We start from the raw sequence: 15,331 nt of genomic DNA on the forward strand, positions 1-15,331 counted from the left end.
TCACGGATTCGTCAAGCAGGCAATTTCAGGAGAAGACTTCGCTCACATCTCCGGCATCGTTGCTGACCAGCGTATAGACAGAAATACCAAAGGCGATGGAGATCGCACCGGCGGCCGCTTCCACGAAGGCCAGCAGGTAGGAAGACAGCGCATCGCCCGCAACTCCCAGCACTGCGCCGATGATCCCGCCTACGATCACAAGCGAGATCATCAGGATCAATCCGGCGAAGAAGATGGTCCAGCCGTGGCCCTTGGTTGCATCCCAGCTGTCGGACAGCGATTCTGTCACGCCCTTACCCGCGCCAACCAGATATCCCGTTGCCGCAGACCAGCGCACCAGCAGGAAAATCCCGGGAACGATCAGCAACACAAAACCAAAAACAATTCCCAGCACGGAGAGTATGCCCATGCCCAGATAGGGCCAGAAGCGATTTTCCGTCGTCCGCAGGTGGCCACTGCCGGCCAGGTAGGCTTTCGCCAGCAGATAGGCAGCCACCACGCTGACGATGGCAGAGACCAGCTCGAACAGGCCGCTCATCGGCGTATCGTTTTCATCGATCATGAAGCCGGCCTCCAGAGAGAAACTCTCTGAATTGGTGTAGCCCATGACAAGCCCGAGAATGGCCAACGCGCCAAGCACAAGTATGTATATCATCACCTCGCGTGAGGCCTTGCTCAGCAATGCCGAAACACCGCTGAAAATGTCCGCTATCTGAAAATTCCTGTCCATCCGCCTGTCCCCCTGCCATCCCGAGAAGCCGGTGCAAGGATACGCCTTCCTTCCGCTCTGGCAAGCTCGTCCGGGATGAGGAGTAGCGGCGCCGATCCTGATCGCGCAAAGGCGCCGCGTCTGCCGGTGATTTCCAGCAAAGTCAGCTGTCTGGCGGATGCGGACTTGCCATTGGCCAAATGCGGCGCATGCGGTTATGCCCCGCCCTCTTAACGCGCGCCCGGCGCTTTGCACCCGGCGCCAATGTGGCAGGTTCTGGCCCGGGGACATGACTGAATGACTGCTTCGGCGCCAGCCGCGGACACCTCTGGAAGCGTTGAGCAGCCCGCCAGTGCGGATGGCGGCAGCGTGCATTACCGCGATCTGGATGGCCTGCGCGGCATCCTGTCCGTCACCGTCATGCTGTATCACTTCGGGCTCAACACCGTCTTGAGCCGGATCACAGGCGGCCTGATCGCCGATGCACCGTGGGCGCTGTGCGTGGATTTCTTCTTCGTGCTGAGCGGCTTTGTCCTGTGCCACAGCTTCATGCGCCGCCCGCTGACCATCCGCCAATATGCGATCAAGCGCGTCTGGCGGCTGGTCCCGGTCCATCTGGTGATCCTGCTTCCCTTGCTGCCGATACTGGTGATGGAATTTGATCCCACCGTGCCGGAAATCCTTATCAACCTGACACTGGCGCAGGCCGCATTCGGCATGGATTCGATCAATCCGCCATCGTGGAGCGCGTCACTGGAACTGGTGGTTCCGGCGCTGTTCGTGATTGTCTGGGCCAGCTTCACCGCGCTGAAACGCCCCGCCTTGATCGCCCTGCTGCTGATCGGCATCATCGGCGCGTCGATCGCATCCTATGAACTGGTGGAAACGGCCGGATGGAATGTGGTGCGCGCGCTGGCCAGCCTGACCATCGGCTTCGTGCTTTACCGGCTGGTGGAGGGCAGGATCAGCCCTCGCAAAGGCCTGTGGCCCACGCTGCTGTCTCTGGGCTGTATCGCACTGCTGTTCCTCGCCATCATGGCCATCGACATCTGGCCGCTGATTGGGCTGGCCTATCCGCTGATTGTGATCCTGACGGTGCTGGTGGTCGCAAATTCGGACAGCCTGCTGTCACGCGGACCGCTGCGCTTTCTGGGCGAATGGTCCTACACCATCTACATGGTGCACATGCCTGCCCTGCTGCTGTGCCTCTATCTGTTCGGGGAGCGGATGGACGGCAGTCTGGCCTACAAGGCAGGCGCCATAATGGCCTGCATCGCGGCATCGGCGCTGATTACCCGATATGTTGAAAAGCCGCTGATGCGCTACGGCTCGGCACTGATCAGGGCCTGAGGGACACCCGCCCTCCGGCATGGCGATCGATCAGGCCGGATATTTCCAGCTCCAGCAGTGCCATCTGCACTGCGCCGGCACTGGCCCCGCTTTGCCGCACCAGCTCATCCACGCTGACCGGGGCAAGCGTCAGCAGACCGGCAATATCGGCGCTTTCGCCGCCATCCTCATCCAGCGCATCTTCATAGTCATAGGGCGGTTGCGCTTCGCGGAAGGTGGAGCGGGGATTGCCCTCAAAGCCCGACAGCAGTTCCACCACGTCATCGGCCGACTGGACCAGCACCGCGCCTTCGCGGATCAGCATGTTGCACCCGGCGCTGCGCGGCTCCAGCGGGGAACCTGGAATGGCCATCACCTCGCGCCCCGCTTCGCCTGCCAGCCTTGCCGTGATCAGCGAGCCACTTTTGGGAGCAGCTTCAACCACCAGCGTTCCGGCGCACAGCCCGGCGATGATGCGGTTGCGCTTGGGGAATAATTGCCCGCGCGGTTCAGTACCGGGAGGCTCCTCTGCCACCAGCAGGCCTTCGTCCGCCACCCGCTGTTGCAGATCGGTGTGCTGGGGCGGATAGGTGATGTCGATGCCGCTGGCGATCACACCGATGGTGCCGCCACCGCCCGCTGAAAGAGCGCCCTGATGCGCCGCGCCGTCAATCCCGCGGGCAAGGCCGGACACGACGGTAAAGCCCTCCTCCGCCAGCGCGGCGGCAAAGTCGCGCGCCAGCTTGACCGCTGCGGCAGAGGCGTTGCGCGCCCCCACCATCGCCACGCAAGGGCGCGCCGCAAGCGCCAGGTTTCCGCGCACGGTCAGGATCGGGGGCGCATTTTCCATCTGCCCCAGCAGCGCCGGGTAGTCCGCCATATCGTGAAACAGATAGCGCGCACCGGCCTTGCGCACGGCATCAATCTCATCCTCGATCCTTGCCGAAGGGGCCGCACGGTAGCTGCGCTTCCCGCGTGCGGCGAGGTCGGGCAGAGCATCCAGCGCCGCCCGGGCATTGCCAAAGCGGCGCAGCAACTGGGCATAGCTGACGGGGCCGATATTGGGTGATCGCAGCAGGCGGATACGGGCAAAGGCCTCATCCTGTGACAGCGAGCGCTCCAGCGGCGGGGCGCTGCTCACTTCCTGCCGCCGATTTTGGGCTCCGTCCCATTGGCGAGGCGTTTCAGATTCTCCCGGTGGAGGACTATCACCAGAACGGCGATGGCGGCCAGCACCGGCACGAAACCGGTCGCGCCCAGCACCGCCGCAGCAATCGCCGCTGCGACAACCGCGCTCATTCCGGCCAGCGAACTGATACGAAAAATCGCCAGCATCGCGATCCACACCGCCGCATAGGCCAGCCCGATCGGCCAGGCGATGCCGAAGCACACGCCGGCATTGGTGGCCACCCCCTTGCCACCCCTGAACTTCAGCCAGACGGGGAAGCAATGCCCCACAACCGCGCCCAGAGCGGCCAGAGGCACGGCAGAGGGGAACCAATGCCAGGCCAGGAATACCGGCAGGAACCCCTTGCCCAGATCGAGCAGCAATGTCGCCGCCGCCAGCCATTTGCTGCCGGTACGCAGCACGTTTGTGGCGCCGATATTGCCGCTGCCAATCTGGCGAATATCTCCCTTGCCCGCCGCCATCGAAAGCAGCAGGCCGAAGGGGATCGAGCCGAGCGCGTAGCCCAGCAACAAAGCGTAAAGCCATTCCATGGCCATGATGCATAGCGGCTCCCCCCGCATTTGGCAGGGGGAAAATCATCCGCAATCGAAGCAAACCGGCACAGCCCGTTCACCCTCCGCCATCACGCTGCGGGAATTCCTGCCGGGCATCGCCGGACTGGTCCTCGCAGCCGTTCCTGGTTGACGCAGTGGGAGCCATTGGCCATCCCGCGCGGATGGTCGATCCCGCCGCTCCCATCCTGATCTTCGATTCCGGTGTCGGCGGGCTGACGGTGCTGGAACAGGTGCGAAAGTTGCTGCCTGATGCCCCGGTCATCTATGTCGCCGACCGTGCTGCCCTGCCCTATGGCGACAAGTCCGAGGCGGAGATTGCCGCGCGTGTGTGCGGATTGCTGGGGCGGCTGGCGGAGCGCTATCATCCGCGCCTGATCTGCATCGCCTGCAACACCGCCTCCACCATCGCGCTGGGCATGGTGCGCGAAGTGCTGGAGGTGCCGATCGTGGGCACGGTTCCGGCGATCAAGCCCGCCGCGGAAATGACCCGCACCGGCACCATCGGCCTGCTGGGCACCAGGGCCACGATCCGCCAGGCCTATGTCGATAATCTCGAAGCGCAATATGCGCAGGGCAAGCGCCTGCTGCGCCACGCCGCGCCCGAGCTGGTGCAGGCGGCGGAGCTGAAAATGCGCGGCATTGCGCCCGACCCGGCAGTTTTCGCCCGCGCGGCGGAGGGATTGCTGGGCCAGCCCGGCGGCGCGGACATCGATACCGTGGTGCTGGCGTGCACGCATTTCCCGCTGCTGGAAGAAGAACTGGGGAAAGAATTCGGCCCGTCCGTGCGCTTTGTTGATGGAGCGCAAGGAATAGCCCGGCGGATCGCCTACCTGACCAAGGGACAGTCCTTTGCCCGTGCGCAGGACGATTTCGCGATTGATACCAGCCATGACCAAGATCCTTCCCCTCTTCTGCCCGCGTTCCAGTCCTACGGAATCGGCAGAATTCTGCGACTTTAATGCGAGCCATTCGCAAACATCGGGCTTTAAACCGCAGGCCGGATTGACTAAGTCCGCCCGGAAACTTGAACAGACTCGAAGCCGCAATCATCACCGCGGTGCAGCTTGGACAGATACGCTGAATTACGACCAGATCTTTGACCAGGCGATTGATCGTCTGCATTCAGAAGGGCGCTATCGCGTTTTCATAGACATCCTGCGCAACAAGGGTGCCTATCCCAACGCGCGTTGCTTTGCGGGCCATAACGGCCCCAAGCCGATCACCGTGTGGTGCTCCAACGATTACCTCGCCATGGGTCAGCATCCCAAGGTGGTTACCGCCATGGAAGAGGCGCTGCACGACGTCGGCGCCGGTTCGGGCGGCACGCGCAATATCGGCGGCAACACCCATTACCATATCCAGCTGGAGGCCGAACTGGCCGACCTGCATGGCAAGGAAGCCGCGCTGCTGTTCACCAGCGGCTATGTGTCGAATGACGCCACGCTTTCCACCATCGCCAAGCTGCTGCCCGGCTGCATCATTTTCTCTGACGAATTCAACCATGCCAGCATGATTGCCGGCATCCGCAATTCCGGCTGCGAAAAGCGCATCTTCCGTCACAACGACGTGGCGCATCTGGAAGAATTGCTGGCCGCCGAAGATCCGGACCTGCCCAAGCTGATCGCGTTTGAAAGCGTCTATTCGATGGATGGCGATGTCGCGCCGATCCACGCGATCTGCGACCTGGCCGAAAAATACAATGCGCTGACCTATATCGACGAAGTGCACGCCGTGGGCATGTATGGCGAACATGGCGGCGGTATTTCCGAGCGGGACGAAGCCGCGCACCGCATCAACCTGATCGAAGGCACGCTGGGCAAGGCATTTGGCGTGATGGGCGGCTATGTCGCGGCTGATCGCAAGATCATCGACTGCATCCGCTCCTATGCGCCCGGCTTCATCTTCACCACCTCGCTCAGCCCGGTTCTGGTGGCTGGCGTGCTGGCCGCCGTGCGCCACCTGAAGCAAAGCAGTGTGGAGCGTGAAGGCCAGCAGGCCTCTGCCGCCATGCTGAAGCAGAAAATGCGCGATGCCGGCCTGCCGGTGATGAATTCCACCACCCATATCGTTCCGCTGATGGTGGGCGATCCGGTGCGCGCCAAGAAGATCAGCGACATCCTGCTGGCCGAGTACGGCGTGTATGTGCAGCCGATCAATTTCCCCACCGTACCACGCGGCACGGAACGCCTGCGCTTCACCCCCGGCCCTGCTCATACAGAAGAGATGATGACCGAGCTGACGAAGGCGCTGGTGGAAATCTGGGACCGGATGGAACTGCAGCTTAGCGAAGCTGCCTGATCTAGATCAAAGCGCAAACTGACAGCGTGCACTATCCTTCCGGAAGTGGCCGCAATGCCGTTCTGCATTGTGCGCCCGGATATACGGGAGATTGCAATGCGTAGGATCATGACTTTTGCCGCCCTTCCCCTTCTGACCCTCGCGCTTGCTGGTTGCCAGCAGGCCGCTGAGGAGCCGGCAGTCGCCGAAGAAGGAACTGCCCCGCAGGTAAAGCTGCCAGTGCCCATTAACGCCGCCATGGTCGGCATCATCGACCAATCAGCCGATTACATCTGGGCCGTGGGTAATGGCGACCTGCCGCGCGATGACCATGACTGGGACCAGGTGCGCGGCGCGGTCTATGACATGATCCTGGGCGGCCAGCTGATCCAGATCGAAGGCACGGGCGAATATGATGCGCAATGGGTCGCCAATCAGGATTGGCAGAAGCATTCCAATGACCTGACCCAGATCGGGCAGGATGCGTTGCCGCTGGCCGAAGCCAAATCAACCGATGTCGAGGCGTGGCGCGCGATCGGAGACCGGCTGGTGCAGAACTGCCTGGCCTGCCACGAATTGTTCAAGCCGGAGGTTCCCAGCCAGGGCATCCTGCACGAATCCACGGTTCGTGAATCGCTTGGTGAGAGCATTTTCGACTAGACTGTGATGTAATCGGGGCCTGCTCGCCGCAGCGGGCGGGCCTCAGATCACCTCAGATCACCTCGTCCTCATCGAACAGCGGATCGCTGAAGGCCTCTTCGGCGAAGCGTTCCAGCGGCGTATCGTCGCCCTCTTCAAGCCGTTCGACCTGCGCAATATGCATCAGCGCATCGCCCATGTTCACGACCGGAAGGTTGGAGCGGCCGATGATGATGCCGGAAACGCTGCTGGTCACGGCGTCGTCAATATCGCCAAAGGGATCGGACAGGTAACCGATCACGTCCCCCGCAGCGACCAGATCGCCCGCCGCCTTGGTGGCGCGGAACAATCCGCCCTCGGGCGCCCTGATCCACTGGGTCTTGCGGCTGTACAGCGAAGATGGACGCTTGCGGTTGCGCCGCCGCCCCATGCCCAGATAGGCCATGGTTCGCAAAATCCCCTTCACCCCCAGCCGAATCGCCAACTCGTCAAAACGCAGCGCCTCGCCCGATTCGTAGACAATCACGTCCACATCGCATTCGGCCGCAGCCTGCCGCATCGATCCATCGCGAATGCGCGAGGCAACGATGACCGGCGCACCGAAACTGCGCGCCAGTTCCAGCGCGCCGGGACGATCCAGCGTGACGCGCGTCTGCGGCAGATTGGTGCGGTGCAGGCCCGCGGAGTGCAGATCGATACCGTAGTCGCTGCGCCTGATGATCTCTTCGGTGAAGACATGCGCCAGCTGTGCCGCCAGCGATCCTCTGGATGATCCGGGGAAACAGCGGTTGAGGTCACGGCGATCGGGCAGGTAGCGCTGGTGCGAGATGAAGCCGAAGAAGTTGACCACCGGAATGCATATCAGCGTACCGGCAAGATCATCCACGCTGACCAGCTTGAGCAGGCGGCGAATGATTTCCGCGCCGATGATCTCATCCCCGTGGATACCCGCGCTCACGAACAGCACCGGACCGGCACGCCGCCCATTGAGTACGCGCACGGGCAGCGCCACTTCCTGGTGCGTGGAAAGGCGGCTGATCGGCAGGTCGATAGTGCGAATCTCGCCAGGCGCGATCACCTGATCGGCGAAGGTGAAATCGCGCCCCTTGCGCGCAGTCTTGCCGGTCTTCTCAGCCTTTGCCACGGGTTCTGGTCTTCCCCGACTTCGCTTCCTTTTCGAGGAATTCGATCATCTTGCCTGCGAGGTCAAGCTGGGTCGCCGCCTCGATACCTTCCAGACCGGGCGAGGAATTGACTTCCATCACCACCGGACCGTGATTGGAACGCAGCATGTCCACGCCGCAGGCATTGAGGCCCATCGCCTTGGCCGAACGGACCGCGGTGGAGCGTTCCTCCGCCGTGATCTTGATCTGCTTCGCCGATCCGCCGCGGTGAATGTTGGAGCGGAATTCGCCCTTGGCGCCGGTGCGCTCCATCGCCGCCACAACCTTGCCATCAATCACCAGCGCGCGAATATCGCTGCCACCGGCTTCCTTGATGAATTCCTGCGCCAGAATGTTCACATTGGCGCTGCGGAACGCCTCGAACACGGACTTGGCCGATCTTGCGGTATCGGCAAGAACCACGCCGATGCCCTGCGTGCCTTCGAGCAGCTTGATCACCACCGGTGCGCCGCCAACCACTTCCAGCACGTCATCCGCCTGCTTGGCATCCTGTGCGAAGGCGGTGACCGGCAGGCCGATGCCGTCGCGCGCCAGCAGCTGCAAGGACCGCAGCTTGTCGCGCGAACGCCCGATGCCGACTGACTCGTTGAGCGGAAACACGCCCATCATCTCGAACTGGCGCAGCACTGCCAGGCCATAGAATGTGATCGAGGCACCGATGCGCGGGATCACCGCATCGAAATCGCCCGCGCGGAAAATGCGCCCGGCATAATGAATGGTGGGACGGTGCGAGGTGATTTCCATGAAGCACTTGGTGGTGTTGATGATCTCAATCTCATGCCCACGCTGCTCGGCAGCCTCGACCAGCCGCTTGTGCGTGTAAAGATTGGGGTTGCGCGCCAACATCGCGAATCGCATCGCTATTCTCCTTGGGATTTCAGGGGCGCGCCATCTGTTGCCAGAAAAGAGCGGGCAGGATCGATCATGAAGCGGCGCCTCATCGCCGATCTGCCAATAAGCATTTCATACCGCATGTCGCTGCGGTCAGTAAGGGTCAATTCTATCGTCGCCGTGACCGGCCCCAGCACGAAGGGTGTGGAGATCACGAAGCGGTGTTCAAACGTGCCGTTGGAGCTCTTGATCTTGCGCAGCTCGTCGACTTCCATCACCCAGCTGCGTTCGCTGACCGAGCCACGGCTGTGCCATCGTGAGAAACGCAGGCGCTTCTTGCCGCCGTCCTCCGATGGCAGTTCCTCTATGTGATCGACATGCAGGGCGGATGTCCGCGCACCGGTATCGATCTTGGCGACGATCCCCAGCAGTCCGAGATCGGGCAGGTCCACCCGCTCCCGCCAGCCGATCAAAGTCCTTGGTTTTGCCAATTAGCCCCCCGTTTCCAAATGCGGAAAATCAGGGTCTTAGCGCAAACTCACCACGTTGTCGCTTTGTGGACGCTGGCGGTCACCGCGGTACAGGCTGGCCATCGGCTCATCGTGCACAATTGCAGCCACGCTGGCGCCAAAACCGTTGAAGCGGGTCTGCATGGCCGCGCCATAGGCGCCCAGCATGCCGATTTCGATGAAGTCGCCCGCCTGGATGTCCGCCGGCAGCATGAAGGGGCCCTTCATGTAGTCCGCATCGTCGCAGGTGGGGCCATAGAAGGAGAATTCAGCCAGCGGCTGGGTCAGGTCATCCTCCAGCGCCACAACGGGGAAACGCCAGTCGACATGCGCGGCATCGAACAGCGCGCCATAGGCACCGTCATTGATATACAGCTCATCGCCGCGGCGCTTTTCCACCTTGACGATCAGGCTGGAATATTCGGCGCACAATGCCCGGCCCGGCTCCGCCCACAGCTCCGCCGAATAGGAAATCGGCAGCGCTTCGAAATGGTGGTGGATCTGCTGGAAGTAGTCCTCCAGCGCCGGCGGATCGAGATCGGGATAGACGCTGGGAAAACCGCCGCCCACATCGATGATGTCGACAGTGACAGCAGCCTCCGCAATCGCCGCGCGCACACGCTCCAGCGCCTGCACATAGGCGAACGGCGTCATCGCCTGGCTGCCGACATGGAAACAGATGCCCAGCGCATCGCAATACTGGCGGGTGGCCTGCAGCAGGGGTGCGGCATCGGCCAGATCGACGCCGAACTTGGCCGCCAGCGAGAGCTCGGAATGTTCGGAAGACACGCGCAGGCGGACCAGCAGTTGCAGGTCCTGTGCAGGCTCGCCAGCATCGCTCTGGGTCGCCTGGACGATTTTCTCCAGCTCTTCCATCGTATCGAGGCTGAAGGTGCGCACACCGTGCACATTATATGCTTCGGTAATGGCCGAGCTGGTCTTGACCGGGTGCATGAAGCACAGTTTCGCTTCCGGCAAAGTCTCACGCACCATGCGCACTTCACCGATGGAAGCGACGTCATAATGCGTCACGCCTTCGGCCCACAGGATGCGCAGCAGATCGGGGGAAGGATTGGCCTTCACCGCATACATCGCCGTGCCGGGGAATTTCTCGGTAAAGAAACGCGCTGCCCGCGCCGCAGCATGCGGGCGGTTGAGAATTACAGCTTCATCCGGCGAAAGGGCGCGGACTACAGCTTTTGCGTCAGGAAAATCGTGCAATTCAAGGGACCCCCAGGAGCAATTCGTCACAAGCTGCCTTGCGGTTGGAAGTCCCCTTGGGGCAGCGGAAGGGCGCATATAAGCGCCGTTGGAAATTGTGCAAGAACAAAGCGCATATCTACACCACGCTTCGCCAGCCCAAGTGTTCCGAAATGTTCAGGATTTCTGCACCCGAAGCCCGCCCCGCCTTCGTCACGGCGAGGGCTGAACTGGCGGGCTCGCTGATCGAGCCCGCCAGCAAGCAATCAGCCTTCGAACAACTTGGCCCAGCGACGCTTGTCGCGGGTCTTCCAGTGCTCACGGTGATACGCATCCGATGCCAGCAGCGGCATGACCGAGCCGGCCTCTGCAAACACCATCTGTTCGATAGCGGTGTTGACCTTGCCCCAGCTCGCCGCTTCCTGCAGCGTGGAGGAGGAACAGGCCCCGTCGCGCACGTCTGCCACGGTGATCTGCACCGCATATTTGTGCACTGACACGTCTTCATGACCCAGGATCTCGGCGCAAACGACGGTGTCCTGGATAAAGTTCTTGGGCACGCCGCCGCCCACCATCAGCAGGCCCGAATCGCCGGACTTGATCTTGATGTCGGTCAGCTCACGGAAATCGGCGATGGCATCCAGCACCATGTAGGGCTTGCCTTCCTTCATCCGGTCCACCTGATGCTTGACCAGGCCGAACCCGGCGGAGCTGTCGACGAAAGCCGGGCAGAAAATCGGCACGTCATGCTCGTAAGCCAGCTTGACCAGGCTGTTGTCCTTCTTGCCATGCTGGGCCAGATACTTGCCCATCTCGCGGATGAAGGCGCGGCTGGAATAAGGCTTTGCCTCCAGCGAATTGGCGATGGCGTTGATGGTGAAGTCGCAATCCTGCAACTGCTCCTCATCGATATAGGTATCGTAGATACGATCGATGTAGAGGCTGCGCAGGATATTATCGTCGGGCACTTCCAGCGCCTGATAATGCTTGTGGCCAAGCCCTTCGAAGAAATCCATGTCGACGATGGTGGCACCCGTGGCGACCACGCAATCGACCATGTTGGAGCGGATCAGCTCGGCATACAGATCCATGCAGCCGCCCGCGCTGGTGGAACCGGCGATGACCAGGAAGATGGTGCAATCCTTGTCTTCCAGCATCTGGTTATAGATGCGCGTGGCGCGCGCCAGATCGCGGCTGGTAAAGCTCATCTTGCCCATCGCATCCACAATCGGACGCGCATCGAATTTGGTGATGTCGATATGCTCGACTTCGGTCGAGAGCAGCTCGGCCTTGCGCACATCGTTGACGGGGGACTCGCTCATGTAAAATCTCCAGATCCAGTTGCCGGGTCAACGGACCCACATCTTCAGGGGTTCCCGGGCGAAGGGCGCGCGCGATAGTCGCTGGCAGGGCCTTCGTAAACATGTATTTGAATGCCCATTATGACGGATAATGCTTCCATGCGAAGGCCCGATCTTGCCGGAGTGCAGGAAGCGGCGGCAAAAATGGCGCAAATCCTGCCGCCAACCCCGCTTTTGCCGGTGGAGCATGAGGGGCGCAAGTTCTGGATCAAGGCGGAATGCCTGCAACCTGTCGGCGCTTTCAAGATCCGCGGCGCATGGCACCGGCTGAGCGCACTTTCACAGGCCGAACGCCAGCGCGGCGTAGTGGCGGTGTCCAGCGGCAATCACGCGCAGGGCGTGGCCTGGGCGGCGCGGCGGCTGGGCATGGCGGCGACTATCGTCATGCCCTCAGACGCCCCAGCGATAAAGGTGGCGCGCACGCGGGAGCTTGGCGCGCAGGTGATCTTCTATGACCGCATGAACGAGGACCGGGAGGCCATTGCCACCGCGCTGGCGGCCGAACGCGGGGCAGCCTACGTCCATGCCTTTGCCGATCCGTGGGTGATCGAGGGGCAAGGCAGCGCCGGAATAGAAATCGCCGCCCAGCTGGGCCGCCAGCCAGCGCGCATACTGGTGTGTTGCGGCGGCGGCGGGCTGACCGCGGGCCTGGCGCTGGCCTGTCCCGATAGCGAGGTCGTCCCGGTGGAGCCTGAAGGCTGGGACGATGTCTGCCGTTCGATCGAGAGTGGCCGGATAGAGCGTGTGTCAGACAGCCCTCCCCCCACCGCCTGCGATGCGCTGCAAACGTTCGCAACCGGCGCGATCAATTTCGAAGTCATCTCCCGCCGCTGCGCCTTTGGCCTGCGCGTGAGCGAGGCCGAGGTGGCACACGCACAGCGCTTCGCCTTTTCACGCCTGCGGCTGGTGCTGGAGCCGGGCGGAGCGGTGGCGCTGGCCGCCGCTCTGGCAGGCAAGGCGCAGCTCGACGATGCCACCGTTGTCATCGCCACGGGCGGCAACGTGGACCCGCAATCCTTTGCCAGGATCGTCGCCGGACATTAATGGGTTTCAATTGACAATCTATTTTCGATACCCCAGCCTCCACCTGTCATTGGAGGCAAGGGGGACCAGCCATGCAGACCCAAATTCTCGCGCCCGCAGCCGTGCTTGTCGCATGGACGCTGATCATGCTGATCTGGATGGGTGTTACCCGCCTGCCCGCGCTTGCCAGACTGCAATTGCCGCCGGAGCGGTCGCGGGGTGGCCGGGGCTCTGATCTTGATGGAGTGCTGCCAGCCGAGACGCAGTGGAAAGCACATAATTACAACCACCTGATGGAACAGCCGACCATTTTCTATGCGTTGGTGATGATCCTGGCGATTGCCGGTGCGGCGCAATTGGATGTGTGGCTCGCGTGGGCATATGTGGCTCTGCGCGTGGCCCATTCCCTGTGGCAGGCGCTGGTTAACACCATCCCTGTTCGCCTGACGCTGTTCGGCGTTTCCAGCCTGGTGCTGATGACAATGGCCGTTCGCGCCGTGCAGTTGACGATCTGACACAAACGCCGCGCTTTAGGGACTTCTGCCTACCACCGGGGAAACCAACAATTCCCTCTGCCGCTTTACAAGTGAACTGGCAGGCACCCCCAAGATGGAGGAGCCGGACTTGAGAGGCCGCCCATGGCGCATATCCTTATCGTCGACGACGATGACATCGTAGCCGAACTGGCGTCCGAGATTCTGATATCCGAAGGCCATGCCTGCGGCTGGGTGTCAGATGCGAAGGAGGCGGAAAAACTGCTGGCCTGGCGCCGCCCGGACCTGCTCCTGCTGGATCAGAACATGCCCGGTGAAAATGGCACCAGCCTGCTGCGCCGCCTGCGCAATTCTCCGCAATTCTATGATCTGCCGATTATCATGTTCACCAGCATCGCCGGTGCGGAGGATGAAAGTCAGGCCTATTTCCTCGGCGCGCAGGATTATATCCGCAAACCCGTAGATCCCAAGTTCCTGGTGTGGCGGGTAAACCAGACCCTGCGCGCGCGGGCAGAGCGGCCCAAACATCGCGACCTGGAGGAATGGGCCGAATTCCAGCTTCGCCGAAGCAAGGAAGATACGCCCAAGCGCGTCTTCATCTGACTGGCGCAATCACCGCGATACGCTGCCCTTTCAGGGAAGCTGTTCCATGTCGCCGATGAAGTTCTCCGTCCAGCGCAGCACATTTTCCTCGCGCACGGTAACGATCAGCTTTTCATGACGCTCCTTGCGCTCCTCCAGAGGCATGTCGAGCGCGATGCGGATATTATGCGCCAGATCGTCCGGGCTGTGCGGATTGATCAGGAGGGCATCCTGCATCTGCTGTGCGGCACCGGCAAAACGAGACAGGATCAGCACGCCGGGATCCTCAGGGTCCTGCGCCGCGACATATTCCTTTGCCACCAGGTTCATCCCGTCACGCAGCGGGGTAACCAGCCCGATCTTGGAGGCGCGATAGAAGCCGAACAGCTCCTCCTGCGAATAGCCCTTGTTGACATAGCGGATCGGCACCAGGTCCACATCGGAACGCGCACCGTTGATCTGCCCGGTCTTCTGCTCCAGCGTTTCGCGGATCTTCTGATAGGAACCGATATCCTCGCGGCTGGGCGGCGCGATCTGGATGAAGACTAGGTCCTCGACCCTTTCCGGCTCCATATCGAAGAAGCGCCCGATGCCATCGATCCGCTCCGGCAATCCCTTGGAATAATCGAGCCGGTCCACGCCGATCATGCAGGTTCGGCCACGCAGGCTGACAGCCAGCCGGTCCTGCGCCGATTTGGCCAGATCGCTGGCACCCTTCTGCATGAAGAAATCATAATCGATGCCAATGGGGTAGGCACGCGCGATAGTGGTGCGGCCGTTCAGCGTGACCCGGCCCGTAGCCCGCTCCACATCGGCTCCCAGCTCCTTGGTGCAATAATGCAGGAAGCTCTCCAGCCATTCGTCATTCTGGAAGCCGAGCAGGTCATAATGCAGCAGGCTTTCCACCAGCCGCTCATGATAAGGCAGCGAGACGAACAGGTTGGATGGCGGCCAGGGGATGTGCAGGAAGAACCCCAGCTTGTTCTTCAGGCCCCGCGCCCGCAGCCGCTCCCCCAGCGGCATCAGGTGGTAATCGTGCACCCACACGAGATCGTCAGGTTCGATCAGCGGCTGCACGCTTTGGGCAAAACGTTCATTGACGCGTTCATAGCCCTTGCCGAATTCGCGCTCATATTCGGTCAGGTCGATGCGGTAATGGAACAGCGGCCAGAGCGTGGAATTGGCATAGCCGTTGTAATATTCCTCAACGTCCTGCGTCTCCAGATCGATGGTCGCAGTGGTGACACCGTCGGTTGATCGCTGGATATTGAGTGAGCCGGTAAACTCCTCACACTCCTGCCCGGACCAGCCGAACCAGATCCCGCCATTTTCCTTGAGCGCGGAATTGAGCGCACCCGCCAGCCCGCCTTGCGCGCCCGCTGCGCCGCGCGCCTTGGGCACTGCGACCCTGTTCGAAATGACGACTAATCGGCTCATTGTTCTCCTTAAC

General features: G+C 61.8%; 16 protein-coding genes. 7 read left to right on the forward strand and 9 right to left on the reverse strand.

Going from position 1 to position 15,331, the window contains the following annotated elements:
• Window positions 1–25: 25 nt before the first annotated feature.
• A complete protein-coding gene (locus tag ABDZ98_RS11270) occupies window positions 26–730 on the reverse strand; it encodes a hypothetical protein (protein ID WP_343807825.1) in 705 nt (234 codons plus the stop codon).
• 276 nt (window positions 731–1,006) lie between these two features.
• Here ABDZ98_RS11270 and ABDZ98_RS11275 point away from each other — a divergent pair, with 276 nt between their 5' ends.
• Window positions 1,007–2,059: an acyltransferase family protein gene (locus tag ABDZ98_RS11275; protein WP_343807827.1), complete on the forward strand. Its 1,053-nt coding sequence runs from the start codon at window positions 1,007–1,009 to the stop codon at window positions 2,057–2,059.
• On the opposite strand, the gene dprA is transcribed toward ABDZ98_RS11275, so the two are convergent.
• Complete coding sequence (dprA, locus tag ABDZ98_RS11280) at window positions 2,049–3,179, reverse strand: DNA-processing protein DprA (protein WP_343807830.1); 1,131 nt, start codon at window positions 3,177–3,179, stop codon at window positions 2,049–2,051. The genes ABDZ98_RS11275 and dprA overlap by 11 nt on opposite strands.
• Window positions 3,176–3,757 (reverse strand): glycerol-3-phosphate 1-O-acyltransferase PlsY, encoded by a 582-nt coding sequence (gene plsY / locus ABDZ98_RS11285; RefSeq protein ID WP_343807833.1) that lies wholly within the window; start codon window positions 3,755–3,757, stop codon window positions 3,176–3,178. The genes dprA and plsY overlap by 4 nt, the downstream gene beginning before the upstream one ends.
• A gap of 185 nt (window positions 3,758–3,942) precedes the next feature.
• Between plsY and murI the strand changes: the two genes are divergently transcribed.
• The 3 genes from murI to ABDZ98_RS11300 all read left to right on the forward strand — a co-directional run bounded on the left by murI (window position 3,943) and on the right by ABDZ98_RS11300 (window position 6,718).
• Window positions 3,943–4,740, forward strand: a complete 798-nt coding sequence (gene murI / locus ABDZ98_RS11290) for a glutamate racemase (protein WP_343807836.1) — start codon at window positions 3,943–3,945, stop codon at window positions 4,738–4,740.
• A gap of 118 nt (window positions 4,741–4,858) precedes the next feature.
• Window positions 4,859–6,079 carry a 5-aminolevulinate synthase gene (hemA, locus tag ABDZ98_RS11295; protein ID WP_343808947.1) on the forward strand — a complete coding sequence of 407 codons (1,221 nt, stop codon included), beginning with the start codon at window positions 4,859–4,861 and terminating at the stop codon, window positions 6,077–6,079.
• 108 nt (window positions 6,080–6,187) lie between these two features.
• Entirely contained in the window at window positions 6,188–6,718 is a 531-nt protein-coding gene (locus tag ABDZ98_RS11300; protein WP_343807839.1) for a hypothetical protein, read from the forward strand.
• A 52-nt stretch (window positions 6,719–6,770) separates the two neighbouring features.
• Here ABDZ98_RS11300 and ABDZ98_RS11305 read toward each other — a convergent pair whose 3' ends face one another.
• The 5 genes from ABDZ98_RS11305 to ABDZ98_RS11325 all read right to left on the reverse strand — a co-directional run bounded on the left by ABDZ98_RS11305 (window position 6,771) and on the right by ABDZ98_RS11325 (window position 11,743).
• Window positions 6,771–7,841, reverse strand: a complete 1,071-nt coding sequence (locus tag ABDZ98_RS11305) for a succinylglutamate desuccinylase/aspartoacylase family protein (RefSeq protein WP_343807841.1) — start codon at window positions 7,839–7,841, stop codon at window positions 6,771–6,773.
• Complete coding sequence (gene rimK / locus ABDZ98_RS11310; RefSeq protein WP_343807844.1) at window positions 7,828–8,739, reverse strand: 30S ribosomal protein S6--L-glutamate ligase; 912 nt, start codon at window positions 8,737–8,739, stop codon at window positions 7,828–7,830. The genes ABDZ98_RS11305 and rimK overlap by 14 nt, the downstream gene beginning before the upstream one ends.
• A 2-nt stretch (window positions 8,740–8,741) precedes the next feature.
• Window positions 8,742–9,185, reverse strand: coding sequence for an ATP-dependent zinc protease family protein (locus ABDZ98_RS11315; protein ID WP_343807847.1), 444 nt, complete (start codon window positions 9,183–9,185; stop codon window positions 8,742–8,744).
• 54 nt (window positions 9,186–9,239) lie between these two features.
• Window positions 9,240–10,442, reverse strand: coding sequence for a type III PLP-dependent enzyme (locus ABDZ98_RS11320; RefSeq protein WP_343807849.1), 1,203 nt, complete (start codon window positions 10,440–10,442; stop codon window positions 9,240–9,242).
• Window positions 10,443–10,687: 245 nt separating this feature from the next.
• Window positions 10,688–11,743: a 1,9-bis(guanidino)-5-aza-nonane synthase gene (locus ABDZ98_RS11325; RefSeq protein WP_343807852.1), complete on the reverse strand. Its 1,056-nt coding sequence runs from the start codon at window positions 11,741–11,743 to the stop codon at window positions 10,688–10,690.
• Between the two features lie 120 nt (window positions 11,744–11,863).
• Between ABDZ98_RS11325 and ABDZ98_RS11330 the strand changes: the two genes are divergently transcribed.
• The 3 genes from ABDZ98_RS11330 to ABDZ98_RS11340 all read left to right on the forward strand — a co-directional run bounded on the left by ABDZ98_RS11330 (window position 11,864) and on the right by ABDZ98_RS11340 (window position 13,902).
• The gene (locus ABDZ98_RS11330) at window positions 11,864–12,826 is read left to right on the forward strand and encodes a threonine ammonia-lyase (RefSeq protein WP_343807855.1); all 963 of its coding nucleotides are present in this window, start codon (window positions 11,864–11,866) and stop codon (window positions 12,824–12,826) included.
• Between the two features lie 71 nt (window positions 12,827–12,897).
• Window positions 12,898–13,320 carry an MAPEG family protein gene (locus tag ABDZ98_RS11335; RefSeq protein ID WP_343807858.1) on the forward strand — a complete coding sequence of 141 codons (423 nt, stop codon included), beginning with the start codon at window positions 12,898–12,900 and terminating at the stop codon, window positions 13,318–13,320.
• Between the two features lie 123 nt (window positions 13,321–13,443).
• Entirely contained in the window at window positions 13,444–13,902 is a 459-nt protein-coding gene (locus tag ABDZ98_RS11340) for a response regulator (RefSeq protein ID WP_343807861.1), read from the forward strand.
• A 30-nt stretch (window positions 13,903–13,932) separates the two neighbouring features.
• On the opposite strand, the gene ABDZ98_RS11345 is transcribed toward ABDZ98_RS11340, so the two are convergent.
• Complete coding sequence (locus tag ABDZ98_RS11345) at window positions 13,933–15,318, reverse strand: alpha,alpha-trehalose-phosphate synthase (UDP-forming) (protein WP_343807864.1); 1,386 nt, start codon at window positions 15,316–15,318, stop codon at window positions 13,933–13,935.
• Between the last annotated feature and the right edge of the window lie 13 nt (window positions 15,319–15,331).

This window comes from Alteraurantiacibacter aestuarii (assembly GCF_039523595.1).
Classification (GTDB): Bacteria; Pseudomonadota; Alphaproteobacteria; order Sphingomonadales; family Sphingomonadaceae; genus Alteraurantiacibacter; species Alteraurantiacibacter aestuarii.